This is a genomic window from Streptomyces sp. NPDC005402, assembly GCF_040606575.1.
Lineage (GTDB): Bacteria > Actinomycetota > Actinomycetes > Streptomycetales > Streptomycetaceae > Streptomyces.
Window position 1 is genome coordinate 59111 of the sequence record NZ_JBEXFB010000002.1, and the last position, 24105, is coordinate 83215.

The following is a 24105-nucleotide window of genomic DNA, read 5'->3' on the forward strand; positions in this document are numbered from 1 at the left end:
GCCTCTGGGGGGTTCAACCCTCGGCTTGCACAACCGCAGGGGAACACGGTGACCGCTCGGCAACTCACTGGATCACGGTCGTGACGCCCCTGTGGGAAACCAGGGATCGGCGTCGCCTGTGGGCAGGTCGAGGTCTCGCCGGCGCAGCAGAAGTCGGGGACCTCCGTTTGACAGTGGTCTGGAGAGTGTCAGTGGCCGGACCGGCTCGACCCCATCTGCCACTGGGTCATCGCGCCGAAGGCCAGAACGTTGGCTCGGCGGGTGGTGAAGCGTGAGGTCAGGGTCATCACCCAGTTGAAGGTGCCGGAGACGACGCTGGGCGGCGGGTTGCGCCGGTCCAGCGTGCGCAGTGCTGTGCTGACCACCTGGGCCGGGGTCTGCAGCCGGACACCGCGGGCCATGCTGTCGGAGCCGGCCGTGTCGAAGAACTCGGTGCGGGTGGGGCCCGGGGAGAGGGCGAGAACGCGCAGGCCGGTTCCTCGCGATTCCTGCCACAGTGCCTCGGTGAAGTTCAGTACGAAGGCCTTGGTCGCCCCGTAGACGGCGGCGTTGGGCCACGGCTGGTACCCGAGTGAGCTGGCGGTGTTGACCAGGACTCCGGTCAGCTGGCCGATGAAGGCCCTGGTGACGTCGACCAGGCTGGCCACGTTCAGGTTGATCTCCTGCTGGACGCGCGCCGGGTCCTCTTGGCGGAAGGGGCTGTGGGTGCCGAAGCCGGCGTTGTTGACGAGGCTGGTGACGGTGATCCCGCGCCGGGCCACCTCCTTGGCCAGCGCTTCGCCCGCGGCCGGCACGGTGAGGTCGAACGGCACGACCGTGACGGTGACCTGGTGCTTCGCGGACAGCTCGTCGGCCAAGGCCTGCAGCCGGTCCGCACGGCGGGCCACCAGCACGAGATTCGAGCCACGCGCGGCGAACTGGCGGGCGAACTCCGCGCCGAGGCCGGCACTCGCCCCGGTGATCAAGGTGGTCTGGGTACGGTAGTCGATCTTCTTCATGGCGGTCAGGGACACGGTGCCCTTACGGGCACCACCTCCCCTACTCCTTTCAATCCTTGCGACGGTCTGTGACCGTCATCGAGTGCTCATCTGTTGCCGAGGCGGGCTCGGAGCCCGACTGGGCGATGGTCGTGACGTTTGAGGTGTCCCCGGTGACGAGAACGAGGTCGTGATCAGCCCTCGGGGGCCTCCTTGCGGAGGTGTGCGCCTCGGGCCCTGGCCCTACGGGGGCGGTAGTGCGTCCTGGTGCTGGACACCGCCGCTGGAGGGGGACCACCACTTCCGCCGATCCGCCGATCGATTTCGCCGAACGGGCGGCCGCACTTGTGTGTGAGGGGCGCTCCGGGTCGACGGGCGCAGGGAACGGCTCCGTTACCGGAGCAGGAAGTTGAGGAGGGTCTCGGTGCGCTTGTTGAAGGGGGCGCGCAGCAGGCGGGTGGCGTTCCAGCGTCCCTGTACGTAGATGCCCTTGGGGTGGCTGAGCGTGCGGAATCCCTCGATGCCGTGGTACTTGCCCATCCCGCTGGCGCCGACGCCGCCGAAGGGGAGGTCGTCCTGCGCGACGTGCATGATGGTGCCGTTGACGGTGACGTTGCCGGAGGTCGTGCGGTCAAGGACCTTGCGCCGCTCGGGGCCGTTGTCGCCGAAGTAGTAGAGGGCGAGCGGTCGCGGGCGTGCGTTGACGTAGTCGATGGCGTCGTCGATGTCGCGGTAACCGAAGATCGGCAGGATGGGGCCGAATATCTCCTCGTGGGCGATGCGCATGTCGTCCGTGACGCCGAGCACGACGGTCGGTGCGAGGGTGTGCGGACGGCGGGCCGCGTCGTCCGGCCGGTGCCCGACCTCGATGATCCGCGCTCCGTGAGCGCGGGCGTCCTCTATCAGGTCGGTGAGGATCCTGTACTGCTTGTCGTCGATGATCGAGGTGTAGTCGTCGCCGGTGGGGCCGTCGGGGTAGGCGGCCTTGACCAGTCGATCGTAGGCGGCGATGAAGGTGTCGATGTCGGATTCGTGGACTAGGGCGTAGTCGGGGGCGATGCAGGTCTGCCCGCCGCTGAGCAGCTTGCCGAAGACGATGTCGGACACGACCTGGTTTCGGATGTGTCCCTTGGCCACGATCGTCGGGGACTTGCCGCCGAGTTCCAGCGTGACGGGGACGAGGTGTTCGCCGGCCGCCTTCATCACGGCTCGCCCGACCTCGGTGCTGCCGGTGAAGACGAGATGGTCGAACGGCAGGGAGGAGAACGCGGAGCCGTCGCCGCTGACCATCGTGACCTGCTCCGGCGGGAAGAGCTCGCTGAGCATCGACGCGAGCACCGCGTTGGTCGCCGGGGTCAGCTTGGAGGGCTTGAGCATGACGCGGTTGCCGGCGGCGATCGCGGTGACGACGGGCATCAGCGACAGGTTGACCGGATAGTTCCACGGCGAGATGACGCCGACCACGCCCAGCGGCTGGTACTCGATGCGGTTGCTGCCGTTGCGCAGCAACAGCTCGATGTGGCGGTGGGTCGGGCGCATGAACCGGCGAAGGTTGCGATGCAGATAGTCGATGCCCTGCACGACCCCCACGACTTCCATCAGCGCGCTCTCGTGCCGCGAGCGATGTCCGAAGTCAGCGTCGATCGCCTCCTCGATGTCGCCACGCCGGGCGATCAGCGCCGCCTTGAACCGAATCAGATCGCTGCGCCGCGCCTCCAGGGACGGCGCTCCGTCGCGGAGGTAGGCGGCGCGCTGGGTCTGGAGGATGTGCTGGAAGCGCTCCGCGTCGGTGGACTGAGTGGCGACGTCGGTGATGGTCATGATCGTGCTCCTTAGCTGTTGATGAGGGCGGCGGGGACGGAGTCGACGTCGCTCATGGCATTCACTCTACGCACACCTTTGCACTGAGTGCAAGTAACTGCATGGCATGAGACGAAGTACCATCGGTGCATGACTCAGAAACCAGCCCCCATCCGGGAACAGACCCGCTCCGTGGTCCGATCACTGCTGGCCCGGACCGCCATCGAGCTGTTCGCCGCCAAGGGCTTCGACAACACGACCCTCGATGAGGTCGCCGCCGCCGTGGGCGTTTCCCGGCGGACCCTGTTCAACTACTTCCGCAACAAGGAAGACCTCGCGCTCAGCGGCCTGGACGAACAGGGCGAGCTGATCGCCGCGCGCCTCGCCGAGCGCCCGGCCGACGAGGATGCCTGGACGGCGCTGCGCGCGGCGTTCCAGGTGCTCGAGGAGATCGACATAACAGCCGAAGGGCGCCTGGAGTTCATCACGCTGCTGTTCGGCAACGACTCCCTGCGCGCCGGACACACCGAGAAGCAAGCCCGCTGGCAGGACCTGTTCGCACCGCACATCGAGCCGCGACTGCCCGACTCCGACCACCGCACCCTGCAAGCCCGCGCGATCGCAGCCGCAGCGATCGTCTGCATGCAGGCAGCCAACGAGGAATGGGTACGCCTGGGCGGACAGGCCGACATGTTCGACCTCTACGACACCGCCGTACAGGCCATCCGCCGCCCCACCTGAAACCCGCCGCATCCGACTCCACCACGCTCGTCGGCGTGGGAAACAGGGACCGGACCGAAGCGCCTTACCGCACCCGGCAAGACCGCCCGATCCGGCCGCCGTGAGCCGCCTGGCCATTCGACGCGGTCGAGCTGGAGAAGGAGCCGTCCGAAGGGGCAACGTGGTGCGCTTCTACATCCGAGACGACCTCCACGTGGGCGGCCGGATCGACTTCTGTGCCATCGCCCCGATGGGACGCACAGCCACCTGCCGAGCAACGCTTGTTGCCGGCCGACAGGGGCGGGTGCGGCGGTTCGCCCAACGGCCTGGGCGATTGCCCGGACCGGTGCACCGGGACCGACTCCCACGTGATCGCATCCGACAAGGCGCCCTTCTCGCCCAGGGAGCCGTCGAGTTCGTTCCTGACCGAGACGGCCCCTTCGCCGGCCGGACCCGATCATGAATGCCGGACCTCCTATAAGTCCTTCAGGTACAGACGGGAGCAGGACCGGCACACTGGACAGCAAGTCCTATCGCGGACACGATCGCGTTCATGACACCCGAGGATGCCATTGTCGCCACTGCCGACCGGATCGCGGAGCTGCTGCAGGCGGGAGCCGACCCTCAGACGCCACTGCGGGGCGCAGAGTGGACGGTGGGGGAGGCGGCGGCGCACCTCGCGCTGGCAGGGAAGCTGATGGTGGCCATCGGGACGGGCGAGGAACGCCCCTACGGCGATGGGACGCCCAGCGGCCTCGCGGCAGCCAACCGGGCGGCTCTGGCCGCCTTCCCGCAGCGGGATCCGGAAGTCCTCGGCGCGGAGATCGCGGACACGGCCCGGGCCTTCGTCGCGGCCGCGGCCGGCCGCAGTCCGCGGGAGGCGGCGCTGACGCCGATGGGGCCGATGTCCACGGCCACCCTGGGCTCGTACCTGCTCACGCATCTGCTCGGGCACGGATACGACATCGCGGTCGCGCTGCGCGGGCCTCACATGGTCAACCGGGACGTGGTCGCGTTCACGCTGCCCTTCATGCGACTGGCCATGCCGCGTGCAGTGAACGCCGGCGCGGCCGACCACTGTGCGTGTTATCTGTTGCGGATCGGCCGCGACCGCTTCGCCGTCACCTTCTCGGACGGCGTGCCCACGGTCACCGACGCCCCGCCCCGCCGGCCCGACTGCACGATAGCCATCGACCCCGTCGCCTTCCTCCTCCTCGCCCTGGGCCGCTGGACCGCCCCCACCGCCATGGCCCGCGCCAAGGTCGTCGTCTGGGGCCGCAAACCGTGGCTGGGCCTGCGCTTCCCGCTGCTCTTCACAGCGCCATAGACGAGCGAGCAGACTGCAGATGCAGGGATACGCCTTCGTGGCGGCCGCCGGGATGCAGGGCGACAACCTGATCAGGAGACCGGCCTGGGCCGGATGAAGACATGGGAACACTTGGCGCTGGATACCGATGCCGACCAAACCGCACGTTTCTTTGCTGCGGCATGCTCGGTAACACTTTCGCCGCCAGCGGACTCCCCCGGTGCGGGAAAGGAGCCAGGAGACCAGCAAGCCTTCCGGAAGAACGAGGCGTCAGCGCACGCCTGCCGCATCCAGCAGGGTGACCACCGTGGGGCCGATGAGTCCCGTCATGGTGTCGGCTCCGATCCCGGCGCGGGCGCCGGCGCCATCGAAGACCAGGGTCAGCTGCCGGGCCAGCAGATCGGGGTCACTCGCACCACCGCGCTCGGCCTCGCCACGGAAGAAGGCGGTCAGTTTCGCCTTGATCCGGTGCGCCACCTGGCTCGCAGGGTGATTCTGGTCCTTGAGCTCGATCTGCACAGTCAGGTACCGGCAGCCTCGGAAGGCGGGCGCGCCCGCCAGCGACTCCAGTTGCTCGAAGACGTGCAGGATCCGCTCGCGGGGGCAGCGGCCGTCGTCCGCCGGAGGCAGGAGAGTGGCCACGAGGGGGGCAGTGCGCTCCTGCAGGCTTGCCGCCAGCAGGTCGTCCTTGCTGTGGAACAGCTGGTACATGGAGCGCTTCGACACTCCCGCCGCCTTGCACAGCGCGTCGACGCCGATATTGACGCCGTCCTGGTAGGTGAGCGTGGCCGCCGCCTCCAGCAGGCGCTCTCTGGAAGTTGATGTCACTTCGGTGGTCCTGTCGTGAGGTCGACTCGCATCGGACGCAGTGGAAACCGATCAGTCTTCAGGGGTGTCGGGAACCGACGGCGCCTTCCGGGGCGCTGAAGTCCGCTCAGGGCTCGGCGACGGTCTCGGGGGAGAAGGCCCGTCGCCGAGCCCTGATGGTGTGCACGCCCCTCGTCCCCACGGGGGCGGCACACGGGGCCACTCCGCTCAACGGCCCCGTCCTGGGGGATGCGGAAGGAGTTCCGCTACACCTGGGTGGCGTTCTTCTCGGGCTCGGTCTCGACCGGGATGCGGTGCAGCCCCTTGCGGTCGTACCACCCCAGCACGCCGAAGCCGAACAGGGCGGCTGCCACAAGACCGACGGCCATCATGACCCAGCCCCGGGTCAGGCCCGCGTCGCCCTGTGCGTCGTAGTAGAGGATCGCGCGGATGCCGCCGGCGATCTGCCGCAGGGGCTCAAACACCGCCAGGAAGCGGTAGAAGCCGGGCAGCGCCTGGATCGGCGTGGTGGCGTTGGCCGTCGGCACCGCCATCCCGATGAAGACCAGTGTGGCCACCAGCATGCCGGGGGTGCCGAACACGGCGAGAAGGGTGAGCGCGCCGATACCGGAGACCGCGACGGCGCAGACCGAGTACAGCCACAGCAGCACCAGGTGCGAGGCGTCCATGCCCATGACGCCGACCGCCCCGACCATGACCAGGGTGCCCATCAGGAGGGACAGGGCCGCCATGAGAGTGCTGCTGATGGCGAGGGTCTGCACGCGGGTGGCCCGGATCAGCGGGCGGTGCAGGCGCAGCGGGCCCAGGTCGTTGTGGGTGTAGCCGAGGGTGTGGTCGACCTGGCCGCTGATGACGTTGGCGGAGAGCATGCCGACGACCACGAGGGCGAGGGCGTAATAGAACGCGGTGAGGCCCAGGCCGCTGTGCGAGTCGAGGGGATGGCCGTCCTTCACCGTGACAGCGGCCGGATCGGCGAGCAGGACGCGTGCCGCGGCGGGCAGCTTCTCCTGCGCGGGTCCGATCTGCGCGGTCAGTTCCTTGCCGATGTGGAGCGAGGCGTTCTCGGCGGCCTGCGTCGTCGCGACCCGCGCCAGGCTGGAGCCGAGGCTGCCGGCGGACTGGTTCGTCAGCACCGTCAGCGCTGGGCGGACCGGGGTCTGGGCGGCCGTGGTGCCGGTCAGGGCGGCGACCGAGGACGTGAAGTCGGCGGGCACGACGAGCGCGCCGTACAGCTTGCCCTCGCCGAGTTCCTCCTTCACCTCCCGCTCGTCCATCACCTTCCAGTCGATCTTGTCCCCTCCCGCGGTGGACTTACTGATCGACTCGGTGATCTGGGCGCCCAGGTTGACCTGCTTCCCGCCGACGGCGGCTCCCTTGTCGGCGTTGACCAGGCCGACGGGCAGGTTCTTCATGTGGCCGACTGGATCGATGTTGGCGCCGACGTACAGCACGGCGAACAGCAGCGCGAGAACACCCGTGATCACGCCGCTGGCGATCCACAGAGCTCTGGCGCGCAGCACGCGGAAGGGGTGAATTCCATTCATGGCTTACTCCGGCCTGGACAACACAGTTACATCGGGAGAAGACCGGACGGCACCATCGCCGGACCGGGAACCTGCAGACTCAAAACCCTTCAGCACGCGAAGGCAACCGTGGATCACGGCCTCGGCCGCCCCCTGAAGGGAAACCGACCGGTTTCCCGTAAATAGTAAACCGATCGTTTTCGTTATTCAAATCGGCCACGGCCGTCCCCCAAGGCCCCCTCTTGATCACGGGCTGTCGGCATCGAGGTGGCCACGCCGACCCGGACCGGGCTCAGGGTGTTCTGGTGCTCCCGACGGTCGGCTCGCGGTCGTGTCACACGGTCACTCGCGCTGATCACCCCCAGTCGACGCGCTTCGGTGTCGTGGTGGATCGGCGTGTGTGAGTCGCTCAGGGGCAGCCCTGTTCCGCCGTGGCGGGCGGCGACGATCTCAGCCGCGATGGACAGAGCCGTCTCCTCGGGCGTGCGGGCGCCGAGATCGAGGCCGATGGGTGAGCGCAGCCGGGTCAGTTCGGCTTCGGTAAGGCCGGTTTCTCGGAGTCTGCGGTCGCGGTCCTCGTGGGTACGGCGGGAGCCCATCGCACCGATGTAGGCGGCCGGCCGCCGCAGGGCCGTCTCCAGGAGGGGTATGTCGAACTTGGCGTCGTGGGTGAGGACACACACCACCGTGCGCTCGTCGGTCCGGGTGCGTTGCAGGTAGCGGTGCGGCCAGTCGACCACGATGTCGTCGGCCTCGGGAAAGCGTGTCCGGGTGGCGAAGACGGGCCGGGCGTCGCACACGGCGACGTGGTAGCCGAGGAACTTGCCCACGCGCACCAGGGCAGCGGCGAAGTCGATGGCGCCGAAGACGAGCATGCGCGGCGGCGGCACGCTCGACTCGACGAACACGGTCAAGTCCGGCTCGCAGCGGGATCCTCCCCCAGACTCCGTCCGGGGGGACCCCCATCTCGCTCCGCTCGGCGCGATGTCGAAGGCGCCCGTGCGGCCGATGTCAAGCAGGGAGCGGGTTTCGTCGACGGCGGCGCGGTCCAGGTCCGGGCGTCCGCCGAGTCCGCCTTCGTAGGAGCCGTCGTGACGGACCGCCAGCGCCCGTCCGAGGAACTGGGGAGGGCCGCAGACCACGCGGGCAAGTGCCACCGCCTCGCCCCGGGCGGCAGCCGACAGCGCCGTCTGGAGCGTCTTCCTGCCGGGTCCGTCGGCGGGCACCGGGGTGACCAGGATGTCGAGGACACCGCCGCAGGTCAGCCCTACGGCGAAGGCGTCCTCGTCGCTGTAGCCGAACCGCTCGCGCACTGCCTTGCCGTCGGTGAGCGCCTGGGTGCACAGGTCGTAGACCGCGCCTTCGACACAGCCGCCGGAGACCGACCCGATGGCGGTGCCGTCGGCGTCGACGGCGAGCGCGGCGCCCGGCCCGCGCGGTGCGCTGCCGCTGACGGCCACGACGGTGGCCACGGCGAAGTCCCGCCCTTCCTCAAGCCATCGGTTCAGCTCGTCCGCGATGTCCAGCATGGGAGTTGCTTTCTCGTCGTGTCGTGTTGCGCAGACCGGGCCGTCGTCAGAGCAGCTTGTCCAGCGTGATCGGCAGGTCCCGGATCCGCTTGCCGGTCGCGTGATACACGGCGTTCGCGATCGCGGCCGCCACGCCGGTCGTGCCGACCTCGCCCAGCCCGATGATTCCCAGGGGCATGGTCTTGTCCGGTTCGTCGAGCCAGGCAACATCGATCGGGGGGATGTCGGCGTGCACCGGCACGTAGTAGGAGTCGAGGCCGGCGCTCATCGTGCGCCCGTTGCGCGGGTCGACCAGGCTCTGCTCCGACAGCGCCATGCCGATGCCCATGACCACGGCCCCGCGGAGCTGGCTGGCCGTGGTCTTGGGGTTGATGATGCGGCCGACGTCGAACATGCCGAGCCAGCGCGAGATCCGCAGTTCGCCGGTGTCGGCGTTCACCCGCACCTCACAGAACTGAGCGCCGCGGGCGGCCTTGGACCAGCGCTGGTCCTTCAGGAAGTTGGTGAGGAACCGGCCCTGACTGCCCAGCAGACCCCGCCGGGTGTCCGACCCGACCGAGGCCTCGAGGAACGGTCGCCCCGCTGCGCGCAGGGCGGCCGCCGGTTCCTGGCCGGTCGTGCCCGTTCGCCGGGCCAGAGCGGTCACCTTCCGGGTCAACTCGGCGCATGCGGCGAGGAGGCTGGTGGCCACCGTCGCCGTCTGGTTGGAGTTGCCGGCCATCGGGCCCGTCGGCAGGGCCGTATCGCCGTACTCGACGCGGACCTTCTCGTACGCGATGCCGAGCGCGTCGGCAGCGATCTGTGCCTGTACGGTCGCGGCGCCCATGCCCATCTCGTGGAAACCGCACTGCACGAGCGCGCTGCCGTCGTCGCTCAGACGCACCTTGACGTCGGCGACCAGGCGCAGGACCGGGTGGTAGGCGGTGGCCGTGCCCATCCCGACGAGCCACTCGCCGTCACGCATGGAGCGGGGTTCGGGGTCGCGGTCCGCCCAGCCGAAGCGTTCGGCGCCCCTCTCGAAGGCTTCACGCTGCATCCGCTGGGAGAACTTCTTACCCCCCGTCGGGTCCTTGGTGGGCTCGTTGCGCAGCCGCAACGCGATCGGGTCCACGGACAGCTCGTAGGCGAGTTCGTCCATCGCCGATTCCAGCACGAAGCTGCCGATCGCCTCGCCAGGGGCGCGCAGCCAGGTGTTGGGCATCAGATCCATCGCGACGAGGTTCTGCCGGGTCAGCATGTTCTCGGCGCCGTAGAGGTGCCGGGCCGGCGAGCTGGTCGCCTCGAGCAGGCCGCCGGCCGAGCCGGTGCGGGTGACACTGTCCTGGATCAGCGAGGTGAGCCGGCCGTCGCGGGTCGCTCCGAGCGCGATCCGGTTGGTCGAGGCGGTACGCCCACCGGTGGCGCGGTTGACGGCCGTGCGGCTCAGCGCCAGGCGCACGGGCCGCCCGACCGCCTTGGCCGCCATCGCCGCGATGACCGTGCCGGGCCAGACGGCGAACTTACCCCCGAAGCCGCCGCCCAGGAACTCGGCACGGACGCGGACGTGGGACGCCGGAACACCGAACCGCCAGGCCAGATAGCGGCGGCTCTGGTCCGTCGCCTGGGTGGTGTCGTGCACGGTGAGGTGGTCACCGTCCCAGACGGCGACCGTCGCGTGCGGCTCGATCGCGTTGTGCTGCAGGCCGGGCGTGGTGTAGCGCAGGTCGACCGAGACCTCCGCGGCGGCCAGCGCCGCCTCGGCGTCGCCCTTCTTCGTGTGGCCGGCGAAGGTGAGGTCGCCCTTCGCCGGGGTGGCGTTCTTCTGCTCGGCGCCGAAGTCCACCCGGGCGGGCAGCGGGTCGTACGTCGCTTCGACGAGCGGAGCGGCCTCGTTCGCCGCGGCCGAGGTATTGGCGACCACGACGGCGATCGGCTGGCCGTCCCAGTGGACCTGATCGGTGTTGAGGTAGTCGAGGCTGGTGCCCGACACGCTCGGTCCCAGGTCCCGCACGATGTTGTGGTTGCGTACCGAGCGGATCCTCGGCGCGTTGAGGTGGGTGAGGATTGCAACGACGCCGGGCACCGCAGCCGCCGCGGTCGTGTCGATGCCGGTGATCGTGCCCCGGGCGACGGTGGCATGCACGAGCGTCGCGTACGTGAGGTTGGGGTAGTGGTGCTCGGCGGTGAACCGGACGGCCCCGGTCACCTTCGCGTGGCCGTCCCGGCGGTCCACCGGCCGTCCGACCGCTCCCCCGACGGGCACAGAAGCGCCTGTGCCGGGCTCGGAGCCTGTCCAGGTGCGTGTGGTCACGATGCGCTCCGCTCGGCGTTGAGTTTCCGCAGCACGGCCACGACCGTCCGCTGGGCCAGGTCGATCTTGAAGGCGTTGTCGGGCAGGGGCAGGGCGGAGGCGAGTTCGGCGGCGGCAGCCATGGCGAAACTTTCGTCCGTGGCTTCGGCGCCGAGCAGCAGCTCTTCCGCGATGCGTGCCCGCCACGGCTTGGTCGCAACGCCGCCGAGTGCGAGGCGGACCTCGGCAATGCGGCCGTCGGCGCCGACCTTGAGCGCGGCAGCGACGGAGACGAGGGCGAAGGCGTAGGACGCACGGTCGCGGACCTTGCGGTAGAGCGAGTGCGCCGCGACCGGCACCGGGGGCAGCTCGATCGCCGTGATCAGCTCGTCGGCGGCCAGCACCGTCTCGATGTGGGGGGTGTCGCCGGGCAGCGTGTGGAAGTCGGCGACCGGAATACGGCGCACGCCGCGCACGCTTTCGACCTCGACGACCGCGTCGAGCAGCACCAGCGCCACCGCCATGTCCGAGGGATGCGTCGCCACGCAGTGCTCGCTGGCCCCCAGCACCGCGCTGCCGCGGGAGAACCCGCCGACCGCGTCACAACCACTGCCGGGCACACGCTTGTTGCAGGCGGAGGCCTCGTCGTAGAAGTACATGCAACGGGTGCGCTGCAGCAGGTTCCCTCCCACGGTCGCCATGTTCCGCAGCTGGGCGGAGGCCCCCAGCAGGATCGCCTTGGCCAGCACCGGATAGCGGGTCCTGATCAGGGGGTTGGCGGCGAGCTGGCTGTTGCTGACCAGGGCGCCGACGCGGAGGGTGCCGTCGGGCAGTTCCTCGATCCCGGTCAGCGGCAGGCGGGTGATGTCCACGACCGTCGCCGGGTGCTCGATGCCCTCGCGCATGAGGTCGACAAGGTTCGTCCCGCCCGCGAGGAACTTCACGTCACCGCTGTCCGCGATCGTGCGCAGCGCCGTGCCCACGTCCGGGGCGCTGAGGTAGGAGAACGACTTCACTTCGCGACCTCCTTGATCGCCGAGACGATGCCGTTGTAGGCGCCGCAGCGGCACAGGTTGCCGCTCATCCGCTCCCGGATCTCCGCCTCGTCCAGCTCCCCGCCACTGTCGGCGAGATGCTCGGTCGCCGCGCTGGGCGCGCCTTCCTTGTGCTCGGCGAGCATCCCGATCGCCGAGCAGATCTGGCCCGGCGTGCAGTAGCCGCACTGGAATCCGTCCGTGCGGACGAACGCCTGCTGCAACGGGTGGTCGACCCCTTCGATGGTCGTGATCTCACGGCCCTGGTACTGCACCGCCAGCGCGAGGCACGCGTTGATCCGCCGGCCGTCCACGAGTACCGTGCAGGCACCGCACGCGCCCTGGTCGCAGCCCTTCTTGGTACCGGTCAGACCCAGGTACTCGCGCAATGCGTCGAGCAGGCTCACCTGTGGCGCGACGTCCAGCCTCTGGGCGGACCCGTTGATCCGCAGCTCGATCTCCACCGTGACATTCCTCCGGTTCGCCCGTGGGCTCGTTCTCATGGGGGCATCAGGCACATAGGCCAGGACCAGAGGGACTCCGCTCCGCGGACTGTGCAACCGCCGACCGAGGAACCGAATCATGAGAGTGGGTCCATGATCTAAAACAGGAACGTAGCAGTTCGACCAATTAAACGCATCACACTTGTCGTGATTTTACATTCCCACGCAACAGCAATGATGCAAATCAGTACAAATCCACAGGTCAGGCGTATGGTCTTCGGTGCATCACGAATCAAAACGGGAGTGGATAAGTCATGGGCCGACCCCTGCGGGCAGATGCCGCGCGCAGTGTGCGCGCGATTCTGGAGGCGGCCGAGCAGGTCCTCGCCCAAGACCCCGGGGCCTCCATGGAGCAGATAGCCGAGCAGGCGGGCGTAGCCAGAACGACCGTGCACCGGCGGTTCGCCAACCGCCAGGCCCTCATCGAAGCCCTCGCCGCCTCGGCGAAGCGGCAGCTCTTGGAGGCCGTAGAGGACGCCCACATGGACACCGCCCCACCGCTCGTGGCACTGCACCGCGGCACGGCGAACGTACTGCGGACCAAGAGCGTCTGGCGGTTCACCCTCGGCCACCCCCTCGCCGACACCCCCCTCACCGAGGCGATCTGGTCCGAGATCAACGCCGGCGTCCTGGAGTTCTTCGCCCGCGCCCAGCGCGAAGGGCTCCTCGCCCCGGACACGGACCTCCTGTGGGCGCGGCGGGCCTACTACGCCCTCGTCGACGAGGCCCAGCACGGAGGCGGCGCGGATCGCGACCCGGAGCAGGTCCGGCAGAACGCGGACGCACTGGCCACGCTCGTCGTCGACACGTTTCTACGCGGCATGGGGCCCCACGGCTGAACCGCCCGGCTGGTAGCTCCCGTCCCGTCTTGCCCTCCGCCACCGACCTTACGATCGTGGACAGTGCCCAGACACAAGGCAGATTGGCCACGTGCGCCATGCCTCGCACCCGACGGGCAGCCCGGCCGACGCGCACGGCCGCTGGACAGGGCCCACCCCGTCGAGTCCGTGACCATCGCGATGCCGGACGGGGACACACGCAGCGAGTCGCCTGCCACACTTTCCACGTTCGGCCGTATCGCCAGCCGCCCTGCGCTGTCGGACACCCCAAGCGCCGATGCCCCGATAGACGGGACGACAAACTATTGCGGTCCCGTTCAGACTTCAGCGATTCCCAGGGTGCCGTGGCGAGAAGGCTTCGGCGACGCGACGGGGCACGGAGCCGCTCCTGTCTGGTGTGGTGGCGCGATCGACATGCTTGGAGCACAGAACCAACGGCCCGTCCTTCGTCTGTGCTACGACTCCTTGCCCAGGCGGTACCCAGACCAGGCAGGCGACGGCACGGCACGGCACGTAAGACGGTCTGGCGGACCGCATCATCACACTGCACTCCGAACACAGGCGGCCGGGTACTCGCATAAGCCCCCCGAAGGCGCAGCCCCATCAGGTCAGCGACCTGAGCCGGCGGACATCGGTTCACGCGAGCCATCCGATCCACCCACGAGGCGAACGTCTCATCCGTTTGCGGAGCTGTGACCAGGGCTAATCTCCGTGGCAGCATGCACCCACCTCCCGAGAGTGACCTACGTCACTATCATTCTGAGGTATTCACTCTCATTTTCAGGTGCCGCGCTCATCGGCTGACGGGCCGGTGAAGCTGTTCCCGCACAGAGCGACATGTGACATAGTACTGGCGTGAGCAAGCGTCTGACCTGCGATGTCGTGGTTGTCGGAGCCGGGATGGTGGGTGCAGCCTGTGCCCTGTACGCCGCCCGGGCGGGCCTCGACGTGATCGTCGTCGACCGCGGACCGGTGGCCGGCGGCACGACCGGCGCCGGAGAGGGCAACCTCCTGGTCTCCGACAAGGAGCCGGGTCCGGAACTCGAACTCGCCCTGCTGTCGGGCCGGTTGTGGGCCGACCTGGCGGAGGAGGTCGGCGACGCGATCGAGTACGAAGCCAAGGGCGGCGTGGTCGTCGCCGCCGGCCCGGACGGCCTCGAAGCGCTGGAGAGGTTCGCGACCGGGCAACGCGCCGCAGGTGTCGAGGCGGTGCGGGTGGAGGCGGGACGACTGCGGGACCTGGAACCCCACTTGGCACCCGGACTCGCGGGCGGCGTGCTGTATCCCCAGGACGCGCAGGTCATGCCGACGCTGGCCGCCGCCCATCTCGTACGGGCCTCCGGCGCCCGCCTGTTCACCGGCGCGACGGTGACCGAGGTGCTGCGCGGTACCGGCGGTGCCGTACGCGGGGTGCGCACCGACCGGGGTGAGATCCACGCGCCGCATGTCGTCAACGCGGCCGGAACCTGGGGCGGTGAGCTGGCCGCGCTGGCGGGAGTGGACCTCCCCGTGCTCCCCCGGCGCGGCTTCGTCCTCGTCACCGAGCCAGTCCCCCGTCTGGTCCGCCACAAGGTGTACGCCGCCGACTACGTGGCCGACGTGGCCAGCGACTCGGCGGACCTGCAGACCTCGCCGGTCGTGGAGGGGACGGCTGCCGGGCCCGTCCTGATCGGCGCGACCCGTGAACGGGTGGGCTTCGACCGCTCGTTGTCGCTGCCCGCCCTGCGGGCGCTGGCGGCGGGCGCGACCCGGCTGTTCCCCTTCCTGGAGCGGGTGCGCGCGATGCGGACGTACCTCGGGTTCCGGCCGTACATGCCCGATCACCTGCCCGCGATCGGCCCCGACCCGCGGGCACCCGGCCTGTTCCACGCATGCGGGCACGAGGGCGCGGGCATCGGACTGTCCGCCGGGACAGGGCAGTTGATCGCCCAGGTGCTGGCCGGGCACACTCCCGACCTGGATCTCGCACCCTTCCGGCCCGACCGTTTCCTTGCCTCCGGCTCCTCACCCGCTCCCTCGTCCGACTCCCGGGAGGCGTCGTGAATCCGCTGGAGTTGGTGCGCGCCGAGCCCGGTCCCGCCTTCACCGTCACCCTCGACGGGCGCGAGATCGAGGCCCTGCCGGGAGAGACCGTCGCCGCCGCGCTGTGGACGGCGGGGGTCACCTCCTGGCGCACCACCCGGGGCGAGGGCCGCCCGCGTGGGATCTTCTGCGGCATCGGCGTCTGCTTCGACTGCCTGGTGACCGTCAACGGCCGCCCGAATCAACGGGCTTGCCTGGTGCCGCTACGACCGGGGGACGCGATCCGCACACAGGAGGGGACGGGCCACGATGAGTGATGCGGGTCTGGCGGTCATCGGCGCGGGCCCGGCCGGGCTCGCGGCCACCCTCGCGGCGGCCGCCCGCGGCCTCCGCGTCACGCTGATCGACTCGGCGACGGAGGCGGGCGGGCAGTTCTACCGGCAGCCCGCGCCGGGGCTCGGGGCCCGACGCCCGCAGGCGCTGCACCATCAGTGGCGGACCTGGGAGCGGCTTCGGGACGGGCTGCGCACGCAGGTACGGGCAGGAACCGTACGACACTTGACGGACCATCACGTCTGGCTCGTGGAGCGCCGGGGCACCGCCGGGTTCACCGTGCACGCCCTCATCGGCCCCGAGCAGGAGGAACCGGCCGAGGTGTACGCCGGCGCGGTCCTCCTCGCCACCGGCGGCTACGAGAAGGTGCTGCCCTTCCCCGGCTGGACCCTGCCCGGTGTCGTCACCGCCGGTGGGGCGCAGGCCATGCTCAAGGGCGGGCTCGTACTGCCCGGCCGTACCGCCGTCGTCGCCGGGACCGGCCCCCTGCTGTTGCCCGTCGCCACCGGACTCGCCGCGGCGGGCGCGACGGTCGCCGCGCTGGTGGACTCGGCCGACCCGGCGTCGTTCGTACGGCGGTCCCGGGTGCTGGCGGGCCGGCCGGACAAGATGGCCGAAGGCGCCGCGTACGCGGGCCGGCTGCTCCGGCACCGGGTGCGTACGCTCCTCCACCACACCGTCGTGGCGGCGCACGGCGCCGAACGGCTGGAGGCGGTGACGATCGCGGCCCTCGACCGGGACGGACGGGTGCGTCCGGACACCCGGCGGCGCCTGGTCTGCGACACCCTCGCCGTGGGCCACGGCATGCTGCCGCACACCGACCTCGCCGACGCGCTGGGCTGCCGGGTCGACGGGACGGACGTGCACGTCGACGACGAGCAGCGCACCGACGTGCCGGGCGTGTGGGCGGCGGGCGAGACCACCGGCATCGGCGGCTCCGCGCTGTCGCTGGCCGAGGGGCACATCGCGGGGCGGTCGATCGCGGCACGGCTGGCCGGGCGGGCGCCAGATCCGGGTGAGTGGGCGGCCGCGGCGCGTACCCGGGCGAAGCTGCGGGCCTTCTTCACGGCCGTCGACTCCGTGTACGCGCCGCCCGCGCACTGGGCCGAGCAGGTCACCGACGACACGGTGGTCTGCCGCTGCGAGGAGGTGTCGGCCGGTGCGGTGCGGGAGGCGGTGCGTGAGCTGGGGGCCGGCGATCTGCGGACCGTGAAGCTGCTGACGCGGGCCGGGATGGGCTGGTGCCAGGGCCGGGTGTGCGGGCCCGGGGTGGCCGGAGTCGCCGGGTGCGCGGAGACACCGGGTCGCAGGCCGTTCGCGCGGCCGGTGCCGCTGGGCGTGCTGGCGCGGGCCGGGGAGTCCGGGGAGTCCGGGGAGTCCGGGGAGTCCGGGGAGTCCGGGGAGTCCGGGGAGTCCGGGGAGTCCGGGGAGTCCGGGGAACAGATCTAATGCAATGTCACACTCTATTGAGGGGATCCATATGACCACCACCGACCTCCGCCCCTGGCGCGGTGTCCTCGTCGCCACCGCCCTCCCGCTGAACGACGACCTGTCCGTGAACTACGACAAGTACGCCGAGCACTGCGCCTGGCTGGTCGAGAACGGCTGCGACGGTGTCGTACCGAACGGCTCGCTCGGCGAGTACCAGGTGCTCACGCCCGAGGAGCGGGCCAGGGTCGTGGAGACGGCCGTGGCGGCGATCGGCGGTGAGCGGGTGATGCCGGGGGTCGCCGCGTACGGCTCGGCGGAGTCCCGTCGATGGGCCGAGCAGGCGCGCGACGCGGGCTGTGCGTCCGTGATGCTGCTGCCGCCCAACGCCTACCGCGCCGACGAGCGGTCGGTGCTCGCGCACTACGCCGAGGTCGCGAAGGCGGGCCTGCCGATCGTGGCGTACAACAACCCCATCGACACCAAGGTCGACCTGGTGCCCGAGCTGTTGGCCAAGCTGCACGCGGAGGGGTTCGTCCGCGCGGTCAAGGAGTTCTCCGGTGACGTCCGGCGCGCCTATCAGCTGGCCGAACTCGCCCCGGAACTGGACCTGTTGATCGGCGCCGACGACGTCCTGCTGGAGCTGGCGCTCGCGGGCGCGAAGGGCTGGGTGGCCGGTTATCCGAACGCCCTTCCCAGGTCGAGCGTCAAGCTGTACCGGGCCGCCGTGCGCGGCGACCTCGCCACCGCGAAGACTCTGTACGAGCAGTTGCACCCGCTGCTGCGCTGGGACTCCAAGGTCGAGTTCGTGCAGGCGATCAAGTGGTCGATGGACATCGTGGGCCGCCACGGCGGGAGGTGCCGTCCGCCGCGCGTCCCGCTCCTGCCCGAGCAGGAGGCCGTCGTGCGGGCCGCCACCGAGAAGGCGGTCGCGGCCGGACTCGCGTAGGCCCCCGAAGTCGTCCCCCGAGCACAGGAGCGTCATGCGCAGCAAACTCGTCCTGCACGCCGTCGACTCGCACACCGAGGGCATGCCCACCCGCGTGATCACCGGCGGGATCGGCACGATCCCGGGCGCGACCATGAACGAGCGGCGGCTGTACTTCCGCGAGCACCGCGACGACATCAAGCAGCTCCTGATGAACGAGCCGCGCGGGCACTCGGCGATGAGCGGCGCGATCCTCCAGCCGCCGACCCGCCCGGACTGCGACTGGGGTGTCGTCTACATCGAGGTCTCGGGCTATCTGCCGATGTGCGGGCACGGCACGATCGGGGTGGCGACCGTGCTGGTGGAGACCGGGATGGTCGAGGTCGTCGAGCCGGTCACCACGATCCGGCTCGACACCCCGGCCGGCCTGGTCGTGGCGGAGGTCGCGGTGGAGGACGGCAGGGCGAAGCACGTCACGCTCCAGAACGTGCCGTCCTTCTCCGTCGCCCTGGACCGCGAGATCGCACTGGCCGACGGGCGGACGGTGACATATGACCTGGCGTACGGCGGCAACTTCTACGCCATCCTGCCGCTGGAGGAGTTCGGGCTGCCCTTCGACCGGGCCCGTAAGGACGACATCCTGAAGGCGGGGCTGTCCCTCATGGCGGCGATCAACGCCGAGGAGGAGCCCGTCCACCCGGAGGATCCGTCCATCCGCGGCTGTCACCACGTCCATCTGATCGCGCCCGGTGCCACCGCCCGGCACTCCCGGCACGCGATGGCCATCCACCCCGGCTGGTTCGACCGCTCCCCCTGCGGCACCGGCACCAGTGCGCGCATGGCCCAGTTGCACGCGCGCGGCGAACTCCCGCTGCACACCGAGTTCGTGAACGAGTCCTTCATCGGGACGCGGTTCACGGGCCGGCTCCTCGGCACCACCGAGGTGGCGGGCCGTCCTGCCGTGCTGCCCAGCTTCACCGGGCGCGCGTGGATCACCGGCACGGCCCAGTATCTGCTCGACCCGACCGATCCGTTCCCGGCGGGTTTCGTCCTGTGAACCCCGCCCCGCGCCCGGCGGGGATAATGCCGGGTACCGCGTGACATTGCATCATTAGGAGATGCCTCTCATGGCCGCCCAGCGACTCAGCACCCCCGCTCTGCCCGTTCTCGGCGGCAAGAAGAGCAGCTACCGGGAGCGGGTCGCCGACGCCTTGCGGGCCGCGCTGATCGCGGGCGAACTGCTCCCGGGACAGGTGTACTCGGCGCCCGCGCTCGCCGCCCGCTTCGGCGTGTCGGCCACCCCCGTGCGCGAGGCCATGCTCGACCTCGCCAAGGAGGGTCTGGTCGACACCGTCCCCAACAAGGGGTTCCGGGTCACCGCGGTGTCCGAGAGGCAGCTCGACGAGTACACCCACATCCGCTCGCTCATCGAGATCCCCACCGTCGTGGAGCTGACCTCGACCGCCGACCCGGTGTCCCTGGAGGCGCTGCGTCCGGCCGCCCGGGAGATCGTCCAGGCGGCGGTGTCCGGTGACCTCATCGCGTACGTCGAGGCCGACACCCGCTTCCACCTCGGCCTGCTGGCCCTCGCGGGCAACGCGCACCTGGTCGAGGTGGTCGGCGACCTCCGCAAGCGGTCACGGCTCTACGGCCTCACCCCGCTGGTGAAGTCCGGACGCCTGCTGGCCTCCGCCGAGGAGCACCTCGAACTCCTCGACGCGTTGGTCGCCCGCGACGAGGGGGCGGTGCGGGAGGTGATGACTCGGCACATCGGTCATGTGCGGGGATTGTGGGCAGGGCAGTAGGGGCACCCCGTCCCTACTGCCCCGCGGTGGACCTCAGGACTTGGCGCACTCCTGTCCGTTGAGGGAGAAGTCGTACGCCGGGGCGTTCTTGCTCTGCCAGGAGGCGAGGAAGCCGAGGGAGAGCGAACCGTCCGCGGGGACCGACTTGTTGTAGTCGGCGGCGGTCGCGGTGACCTTCGCGCCGCTCTGGGTGAAGTTCGCGTCCCACATCTGCGTCACGTGCTGGCCGTCCTTGAAGGACCAGGTGACCCGCCAGTCGCTGAGGGGCTCGGCGGTGGTGACGGTGACGGCGGCCTGGAAGCCGTCGGGCCACTGGTTGACGAGGGAGTACTCGACCCGGCAGCTGGGCGTGCCGCTCTCGCTGGGCTCCGGTTCCTCGACGCCCGCTGAGGAGGTGCCCTGGGGTTCCGGGTCGGAGTTCTTGGCGCCCGTGGACTCGGACGGGTTCCCCGTGGGCGAGCCGGAGGTCTTCGCCGAGCCGGGTGCCCGCGAGGTCACGGTGGGGAAGGACGAGGTGGGGTTGGCCACCGGCTGGCCCTCGGCGGAGGTGCCGGGCTGGGCGGCGCCGTTCTCCGTGTCGTCGCCCGGCATCATCGAGACGGCCAGGGCGAGCAGGGAGACGAGGACAGCTGCGACCAGCAGCCCGTTACGCACGACCTTCGCCTTGTGCGCGCCGGGGGTCGGGGGCCCGCTCTCCAGGGCCGGCGGGCGCCCGGCACCGAGGCGCACCTCCGCGGCCCGGCGACGGCGCTCCAGATAGGCGAGCCCGCCCCAGCCGATCACTCCGCCCGCGAGGGCCGCGGGCAGCCCGCCGCCGTGCAGTCGAAGGCAGCCGGCGGCCTCCGCGCACTGCCGGCACCGCGCGAGGTGACGGGAGAGGTCGCCGGGGGTCTCACCGGAGGTGGAGCGGGTGACGGCGTCCAGCAGCCGGGCGTAACTACGGCACTGCGCGTCCATCGGCATGTCGAGGTGGTTGCGGTGGCTGCGATCCCGGAACAGGCCCCGCACCTGGGCGAGTTCGTCGCCCACAGCGGCCGGGTCGAGGCCGAGCCGACGGGCCACCGTGGGCAGCGGCAGCGCCTCCACCTCGGCCAGCCACAGCAGTTCGGCGTCCGCCGCCTGCAGATCGCGCAGTCCGCGCAGGGCGATGGGGCGTTGCAGCGGGGGGCCGGTGTAGCGCGCGGCCTTGTCGGAGTTGAGCCACAGCCGCAGATCGGGGTCGAGGCGGTGGCCGAGGCCCTGCGTCTCCCAGTCGGCCGCGGTGGTGCGAACGGCCGTGAGCAGCAGGGGTATCCGGGGCAGCCGGGCGGGACGGCGGCCGGCGCCACGGACGGCGGCCTCCGCGTCCCGGGCCTCGCGCATGCCGAGGGAGAATGCCTCCGTGGCCAGTTCGGTGGCGGCGGTGGAGCCGGCCGTGCACAGATCGGCGTACGACAGCACGGCATCCCAGCACTCGGAGAACAGCGCGGCCTCGGCGGCGTCCTGGGGGGTCGGCAGGTCGGGCATGGGTCTCCTGCATCCAAAGCGAGGTCAACTCGCCATACTGGCAAAGGAGTTGGGGGGAACCTCGCGGCAGGACAGGAGCCTTTCACGTCTCCCACACAACTGACAAGCAGGCTATTCAAATCGGTTACCGAGGGTTCGGTCCACTCCCCCACGGCACAGTGCTGCGCGGAGTCACGTCTTCTTGTACGGACCGGAAGCCGGAACGTATCAATCCCGCCACACAGGAACCAGCCGTAACGGAGAATCAGTTCCGGGCGAAAGCGGGTCATCGGGGACCCGACGCGTGGGCAGAGCTCGTACGTGGTGCTCACATGGGAGGGGGCGGAGCATCACGAACGCGCGGTGCTCGAGGCACGTTCCGTAGTGCCGTGGTCCAGGGTCGTGGGCCTGAGCCGAAGGCGGCCACCGCACAGGCGGCGCACCTCCTGGGTGACCCGGAGTGGCCGGCCGTGGTGGTCACCGACCCGGCCGGCGCCGACCTCGAAGTGGAGCCCCCTCCCGGGCCGCCGGGTCACCGAACTCCTCGCGACGCCCGGCGTCACCTGAGGCCCCCTGCCACCGCTCCAGGCAACCGCAGGAACCGACCCTCCGCGCGAGAGGGACCCCGCCCCCCCCGCCCGGCCTCGAAGCCTCAGACCTCGACCGACTCCGGCGCCGCCGGAAGGCTGTCCATGAAGGAGCTCACCGAGAAGACGGCACGGCCGGGTCCGGGCGGGCCGTACCCGGGGGGCGAGGAGAGACCGAAGTCGTCCATGGTCTGGCGGTAGGCCTGGAGCAGCCGGATGTGGTACTCCAGCGGCGCGCCCTGCGGGTTGGCCTTGCCGAGCGGGGTCGTCGGCTCGGGGCACCAGGTGGTGAAACGGGGCGTGATGCCGTGCGACATGAAGAACCGCAGACCCTCGGTGGTGGACGCGATCGCCTCGTCGACCGTCTTGAAGCCGAAGGGCTCCGCCATCTCCACGCCGGCGACGAAGTTGGGGATGACGTTGCGCGGACCGAACACCTCCGCCGAGTCCAGGATCCGCTTGTGCCACACGTCCCGCCCGACGTACCGCTCCTTGCCCGGGCAGTACATCTTGAAGAGGTACTCGTCCCACACCTCGTAGTTGGGGTGGTAGATCTGCACGCCGTAGTCCTTGAAGCGCTGCACGTCGTCGCGCGGCAGCGCCTGCGCCACGACCTTGCCGATCCACCGGCCCGGGAAGTGCTCCTCGATGGCCTTGGCGTAGAGGCCGTAGAAGTCGGCCTCGTCGCGGCCCTGGAGCTTCGAGGTGATCGCGCCGCCGGTGAGCGTGTAGGCGGTGGACGTCTTCGCGGTGTCGTACCGGTCGATGATCTCCAGGGCCTCGAGGACCTCGTCGACGTCCTTGACCCCGGTGTACGGCCGCCCGGCCGCCTTGTGCTGACGCCAGTTGTGGTTGATGTCGCAGTACTGGCACTCCTCCTTGGCGCCGAAGTACTGACACACCCGGAAGACGGTCAGATAGATCAGGTAGCCCCACTGGATGGTCGGGGCGACCTCCATGACGGACTTCCCGCTGGAGAGCTTGTGCCGGTAATACTCCGGCATCGGCGGCACGCCCACGTCGGCGATCCGCTTGCCGTCGAGGTAGAGCCCGAGCATGCCGGAGTCGTCGGCTGCCACGCGGTACGGCGAGGCGGGGTTCACCCGCACCGACACCACGGTCCGCCTGAGGTCGTACGGCCCGCCGGTGAGGATGATCTCCTCCGGCGGTCGGCGCAGCGCGGCCTCGCCCAGCTCCGGCAAGGTCCCGTGGTCGAAGGAGAAGATGAAGTACGACTTCGGCTTCACCTCACCGGACTCGTTGTCGCTGAGGGCGGACGGGTCGAAGGCCACGCCACCTCGCAGCAGGTCCTCCTTGAAGACGGCTTCCCGCGGTACTTGCGGAAACCGCTCCATCAGATCCTCGACCAGCGCGGTACGGCTGCCCATCCCGTGTCTCCTCCCGGCTCAGACGTACGACCGACTCCTCACGGTATGCCCTCGCACCGACATCACCCGTGCCGGGTCCCCTCACGGCGTGCGATATGGGACGGTACGGGCGTTTCCGGGGGCAGTGCCGGGTCGGAAACGGGCGCGCCCCACACCGAGATGAGAGGAAGCACACCCGCCCAGAGACCCAGCTCGGCGTCGGGCCCGTCCCCGTCGTCGGGCGCGCCGGTGCGGATCTTGACGGAGGCCTCGTCGAGGTGGAGGGCGAGCAGGGTGGTGGCCGCGAGTTCCTTCCGGCTGGGCTGCCGGGCGTACGACCACTGTCCGGGCGTCGCGTGTTCGGTCAGCCGGCGCAGGCCGGTCAACTTCTCCTGCGGGTCGGTCACCTTGCGGGCCTCGCCGTGGATCATGGCGCTGCGGTAGTTGACGCCGTGCTCGAAGACGGACCGCGCGAGGACCAGCCCGTCGACGTGCGTGACCGTCACACAGACCGGCGTACCGCCCGCGAGACTGCGGCTGGCCACCGACCCGTGCAGATAGAGCTGCCGCTCGTCCCGCCCGTACACCGTGGGCACGACCAGCGGCCGCCCCTCGACGACCACGCCCAGATGACAGACGAAACCGGCGTCGAGGATCGCCTCCAGGTCGGCCCGGTCCAGGCTGCCCTGGTCGCGCAGGCGCCGGTGGCGGGTGAGGTCTGTCTCAGGGAGCTGATCAGGGAGCATGAACCAGGATGCTACTGATTCAGTTGGTAAGGGACCAGCCCCCTGCCGGACTTGGCCTTGAAGTAGTCCGAGAACA

20 protein-coding genes are annotated in these 24105 nt (G+C 70.2%); 9 read left to right on the plus strand and 11 right to left on the minus strand.

The window, feature by feature from the left end; all coding sequences use genetic code 11:
* Positions 1-188: 188 nt before the first annotated feature.
* Together ABZT02_RS03500 and ABZT02_RS03505 are read right to left on the minus strand one after the other, a co-directional pair.
* Positions 189-998, minus strand: a complete 810-nt coding sequence (locus ABZT02_RS03500) for an SDR family NAD(P)-dependent oxidoreductase (protein ID WP_356013806.1) — start codon at positions 996-998, stop codon at positions 189-191.
* A 372-nt stretch (positions 999-1370) separates the two neighbouring features.
* On the minus strand, positions 1371-2798 hold the full coding sequence (locus ABZT02_RS03505) for a coniferyl aldehyde dehydrogenase (RefSeq protein ID WP_356013807.1): 1428 nt from the start codon (positions 2796-2798) through the stop codon (positions 1371-1373).
* A 129-nt stretch (positions 2799-2927) separates the two neighbouring features.
* On the opposite strand from ABZT02_RS03505, the gene ABZT02_RS03510 reads away from it, so the two are divergent.
* Positions 2928-3518, plus strand: coding sequence for a TetR family transcriptional regulator (locus ABZT02_RS03510; protein WP_356013809.1), 591 nt, complete (start codon positions 2928-2930; stop codon positions 3516-3518).
* Positions 3519-4050: 532 nt separating this feature from the next.
* Complete coding sequence (locus ABZT02_RS03515; protein WP_356013811.1) at positions 4051-4824, plus strand: maleylpyruvate isomerase family mycothiol-dependent enzyme; 774 nt, start codon at positions 4051-4053, stop codon at positions 4822-4824.
* 249 nt (positions 4825-5073) lie between these two features.
* Here the strand turns inward: ABZT02_RS03515 and ABZT02_RS03520 are convergent, their stop codons facing one another.
* From ABZT02_RS03520 to ABZT02_RS03545, 6 genes are all read right to left on the minus strand, one after another.
* Positions 5074-5631, minus strand: a complete 558-nt coding sequence (locus ABZT02_RS03520) for a TetR/AcrR family transcriptional regulator (RefSeq protein ID WP_356013813.1) — start codon at positions 5629-5631, stop codon at positions 5074-5076.
* A gap of 245 nt (positions 5632-5876) precedes the next feature.
* Positions 5877-7175: a DUF3533 domain-containing protein gene (locus ABZT02_RS03525; RefSeq protein ID WP_356013815.1), complete on the minus strand. Its 1299-nt coding sequence runs from the start codon at positions 7173-7175 to the stop codon at positions 5877-5879.
* A 182-nt stretch (positions 7176-7357) separates the two neighbouring features.
* Positions 7358-8683, minus strand: a complete 1326-nt coding sequence (locus tag ABZT02_RS03530) for an XdhC/CoxI family protein (protein WP_356013816.1) — start codon at positions 8681-8683, stop codon at positions 7358-7360.
* Positions 8684-8729: 46 nt separating this feature from the next.
* Positions 8730-10973: a xanthine dehydrogenase family protein molybdopterin-binding subunit gene (locus ABZT02_RS03535; RefSeq protein WP_356013817.1), complete on the minus strand. Its 2244-nt coding sequence runs from the start codon at positions 10971-10973 to the stop codon at positions 8730-8732.
* Complete coding sequence (locus ABZT02_RS03540; RefSeq protein WP_356013818.1) at positions 10970-11968, minus strand: xanthine dehydrogenase family protein subunit M; 999 nt, start codon at positions 11966-11968, stop codon at positions 10970-10972. The genes ABZT02_RS03535 and ABZT02_RS03540 overlap by 4 nt, the downstream gene beginning before the upstream one ends.
* Positions 11965-12450: a 2Fe-2S iron-sulfur cluster-binding protein gene (locus ABZT02_RS03545; RefSeq protein WP_356013820.1), complete on the minus strand. Its 486-nt coding sequence runs from the start codon at positions 12448-12450 to the stop codon at positions 11965-11967. The genes ABZT02_RS03540 and ABZT02_RS03545 overlap by 4 nt, the downstream gene beginning before the upstream one ends.
* Positions 12451-12743: 293 nt before the next feature.
* Between ABZT02_RS03545 and ABZT02_RS03550 the strand changes: the two genes are divergently transcribed.
* The 7 genes from ABZT02_RS03550 to ABZT02_RS03580 all read left to right on the plus strand — a co-directional run bounded on the left by ABZT02_RS03550 (position 12744) and on the right by ABZT02_RS03580 (position 19844).
* Positions 12744-13328 carry a helix-turn-helix domain-containing protein gene (locus ABZT02_RS03550; RefSeq protein WP_356013822.1) on the plus strand — a complete coding sequence of 195 codons (585 nt, stop codon included), beginning with the start codon at positions 12744-12746 and terminating at the stop codon, positions 13326-13328.
* 855 nt (positions 13329-14183) lie between these two features.
* Positions 14184-15371, plus strand: a complete 1188-nt coding sequence (locus tag ABZT02_RS03555; protein WP_356013823.1) for an FAD-binding oxidoreductase — start codon at positions 14184-14186, stop codon at positions 15369-15371.
* On the plus strand, positions 15368-15667 hold the full coding sequence (locus ABZT02_RS03560) for a (2Fe-2S)-binding protein (protein ID WP_356013825.1): 300 nt from the start codon (positions 15368-15370) through the stop codon (positions 15665-15667). Before ABZT02_RS03555 ends, ABZT02_RS03560 begins: the two co-directional genes overlap by 4 nt.
* Complete coding sequence (locus tag ABZT02_RS03565; protein WP_356013827.1) at positions 15660-17132, plus strand: NAD(P)/FAD-dependent oxidoreductase; 1473 nt, start codon at positions 15660-15662, stop codon at positions 17130-17132. The genes ABZT02_RS03560 and ABZT02_RS03565 overlap by 8 nt, the downstream gene beginning before the upstream one ends.
* Positions 17133-17163: 31 nt before the next feature.
* A complete protein-coding gene (locus ABZT02_RS03570) occupies positions 17164-18060 on the plus strand; it encodes a dihydrodipicolinate synthase family protein (RefSeq protein WP_356013829.1) in 897 nt (298 codons plus the stop codon).
* A 34-nt stretch (positions 18061-18094) separates the two neighbouring features.
* A complete protein-coding gene (locus tag ABZT02_RS03575; RefSeq protein ID WP_356013831.1) occupies positions 18095-19096 on the plus strand; it encodes a proline racemase family protein in 1002 nt (333 codons plus the stop codon).
* A gap of 70 nt (positions 19097-19166) precedes the next feature.
* Positions 19167-19844, plus strand: a complete 678-nt coding sequence (locus ABZT02_RS03580; protein WP_356013833.1) for a GntR family transcriptional regulator — start codon at positions 19167-19169, stop codon at positions 19842-19844.
* A 33-nt stretch (positions 19845-19877) separates the two neighbouring features.
* Here the strand turns inward: ABZT02_RS03580 and ABZT02_RS03585 are convergent, their stop codons facing one another.
* From ABZT02_RS03585 to ABZT02_RS03595, 3 genes are all read right to left on the minus strand, one after another.
* Positions 19878-21350 carry a cellulose binding domain-containing protein gene (locus ABZT02_RS03585; RefSeq protein WP_356013835.1) on the minus strand — a complete coding sequence of 491 codons (1473 nt, stop codon included), beginning with the start codon at positions 21348-21350 and terminating at the stop codon, positions 19878-19880.
* Positions 21351-21981: 631 nt separating this feature from the next.
* Complete coding sequence (locus ABZT02_RS03590; RefSeq protein WP_356013836.1) at positions 21982-23304, minus strand: radical SAM protein; 1323 nt, start codon at positions 23302-23304, stop codon at positions 21982-21984.
* A 62-nt stretch (positions 23305-23366) separates the two neighbouring features.
* Complete coding sequence (locus ABZT02_RS03595; RefSeq protein WP_356013838.1) at positions 23367-24029, minus strand: pyridoxamine 5'-phosphate oxidase family protein; 663 nt, start codon at positions 24027-24029, stop codon at positions 23367-23369.
* Positions 24030-24105: the final 76 nt, after the last annotated feature.

Bases quoted from the DNA above. Each gene is read 5' to 3' on its own strand.
- ABZT02_RS03500 (WP_356013806.1), bottom strand. From the start codon at position 998: ATGAAGAAGATCGACTACCGTACCCAGACCACCTTGATCACCGGGGCG.
- ABZT02_RS03505 (WP_356013807.1), bottom strand. From the start codon at position 2,798: ATGACCATCACCGACGTCGCCACTCAGTCCACCGACGCGGAGCGCTTC.
- ABZT02_RS03510 (WP_356013809.1), top strand. From the start codon at position 2,928: ATGACTCAGAAACCAGCCCCCATCCGGGAACAGACCCGCTCCGTGGTC.
- ABZT02_RS03515 (WP_356013811.1), top strand. From the start codon at position 4,051: ATGACACCCGAGGATGCCATTGTCGCCACTGCCGACCGGATCGCGGAG.
- ABZT02_RS03525 (WP_356013815.1), bottom strand. From the start codon at position 7,175: ATGAATGGAATTCACCCCTTCCGCGTGCTGCGCGCCAGAGCTCTGTGG.
- ABZT02_RS03530 (WP_356013816.1), bottom strand. From the start codon at position 8,683: ATGCTGGACATCGCGGACGAGCTGAACCGATGGCTTGAGGAAGGGCGG.
- ABZT02_RS03550 (WP_356013822.1), top strand. From the start codon at position 12,744: ATGGGCCGACCCCTGCGGGCAGATGCCGCGCGCAGTGTGCGCGCGATT.
- ABZT02_RS03565 (WP_356013827.1), top strand. From the start codon at position 15,660: ATGAGTGATGCGGGTCTGGCGGTCATCGGCGCGGGCCCGGCCGGGCTC.
- ABZT02_RS03570 (WP_356013829.1), top strand. From the start codon at position 17,164: ATGACCACCACCGACCTCCGCCCCTGGCGCGGTGTCCTCGTCGCCACC.
- ABZT02_RS03575 (WP_356013831.1), top strand. From the start codon at position 18,095: ATGCGCAGCAAACTCGTCCTGCACGCCGTCGACTCGCACACCGAGGGC.
- ABZT02_RS03580 (WP_356013833.1), top strand. From the start codon at position 19,167: ATGGCCGCCCAGCGACTCAGCACCCCCGCTCTGCCCGTTCTCGGCGGC.
- ABZT02_RS03585 (WP_356013835.1), bottom strand. From the start codon at position 21,350: ATGCCCGACCTGCCGACCCCCCAGGACGCCGCCGAGGCCGCGCTGTTC.
- ABZT02_RS03590 (WP_356013836.1), bottom strand. From the start codon at position 23,304: ATGGGCAGCCGTACCGCGCTGGTCGAGGATCTGATGGAGCGGTTTCCG.
- ABZT02_RS03595 (WP_356013838.1), bottom strand. From the start codon at position 24,029: ATGCTCCCTGATCAGCTCCCTGAGACAGACCTCACCCGCCACCGGCGC.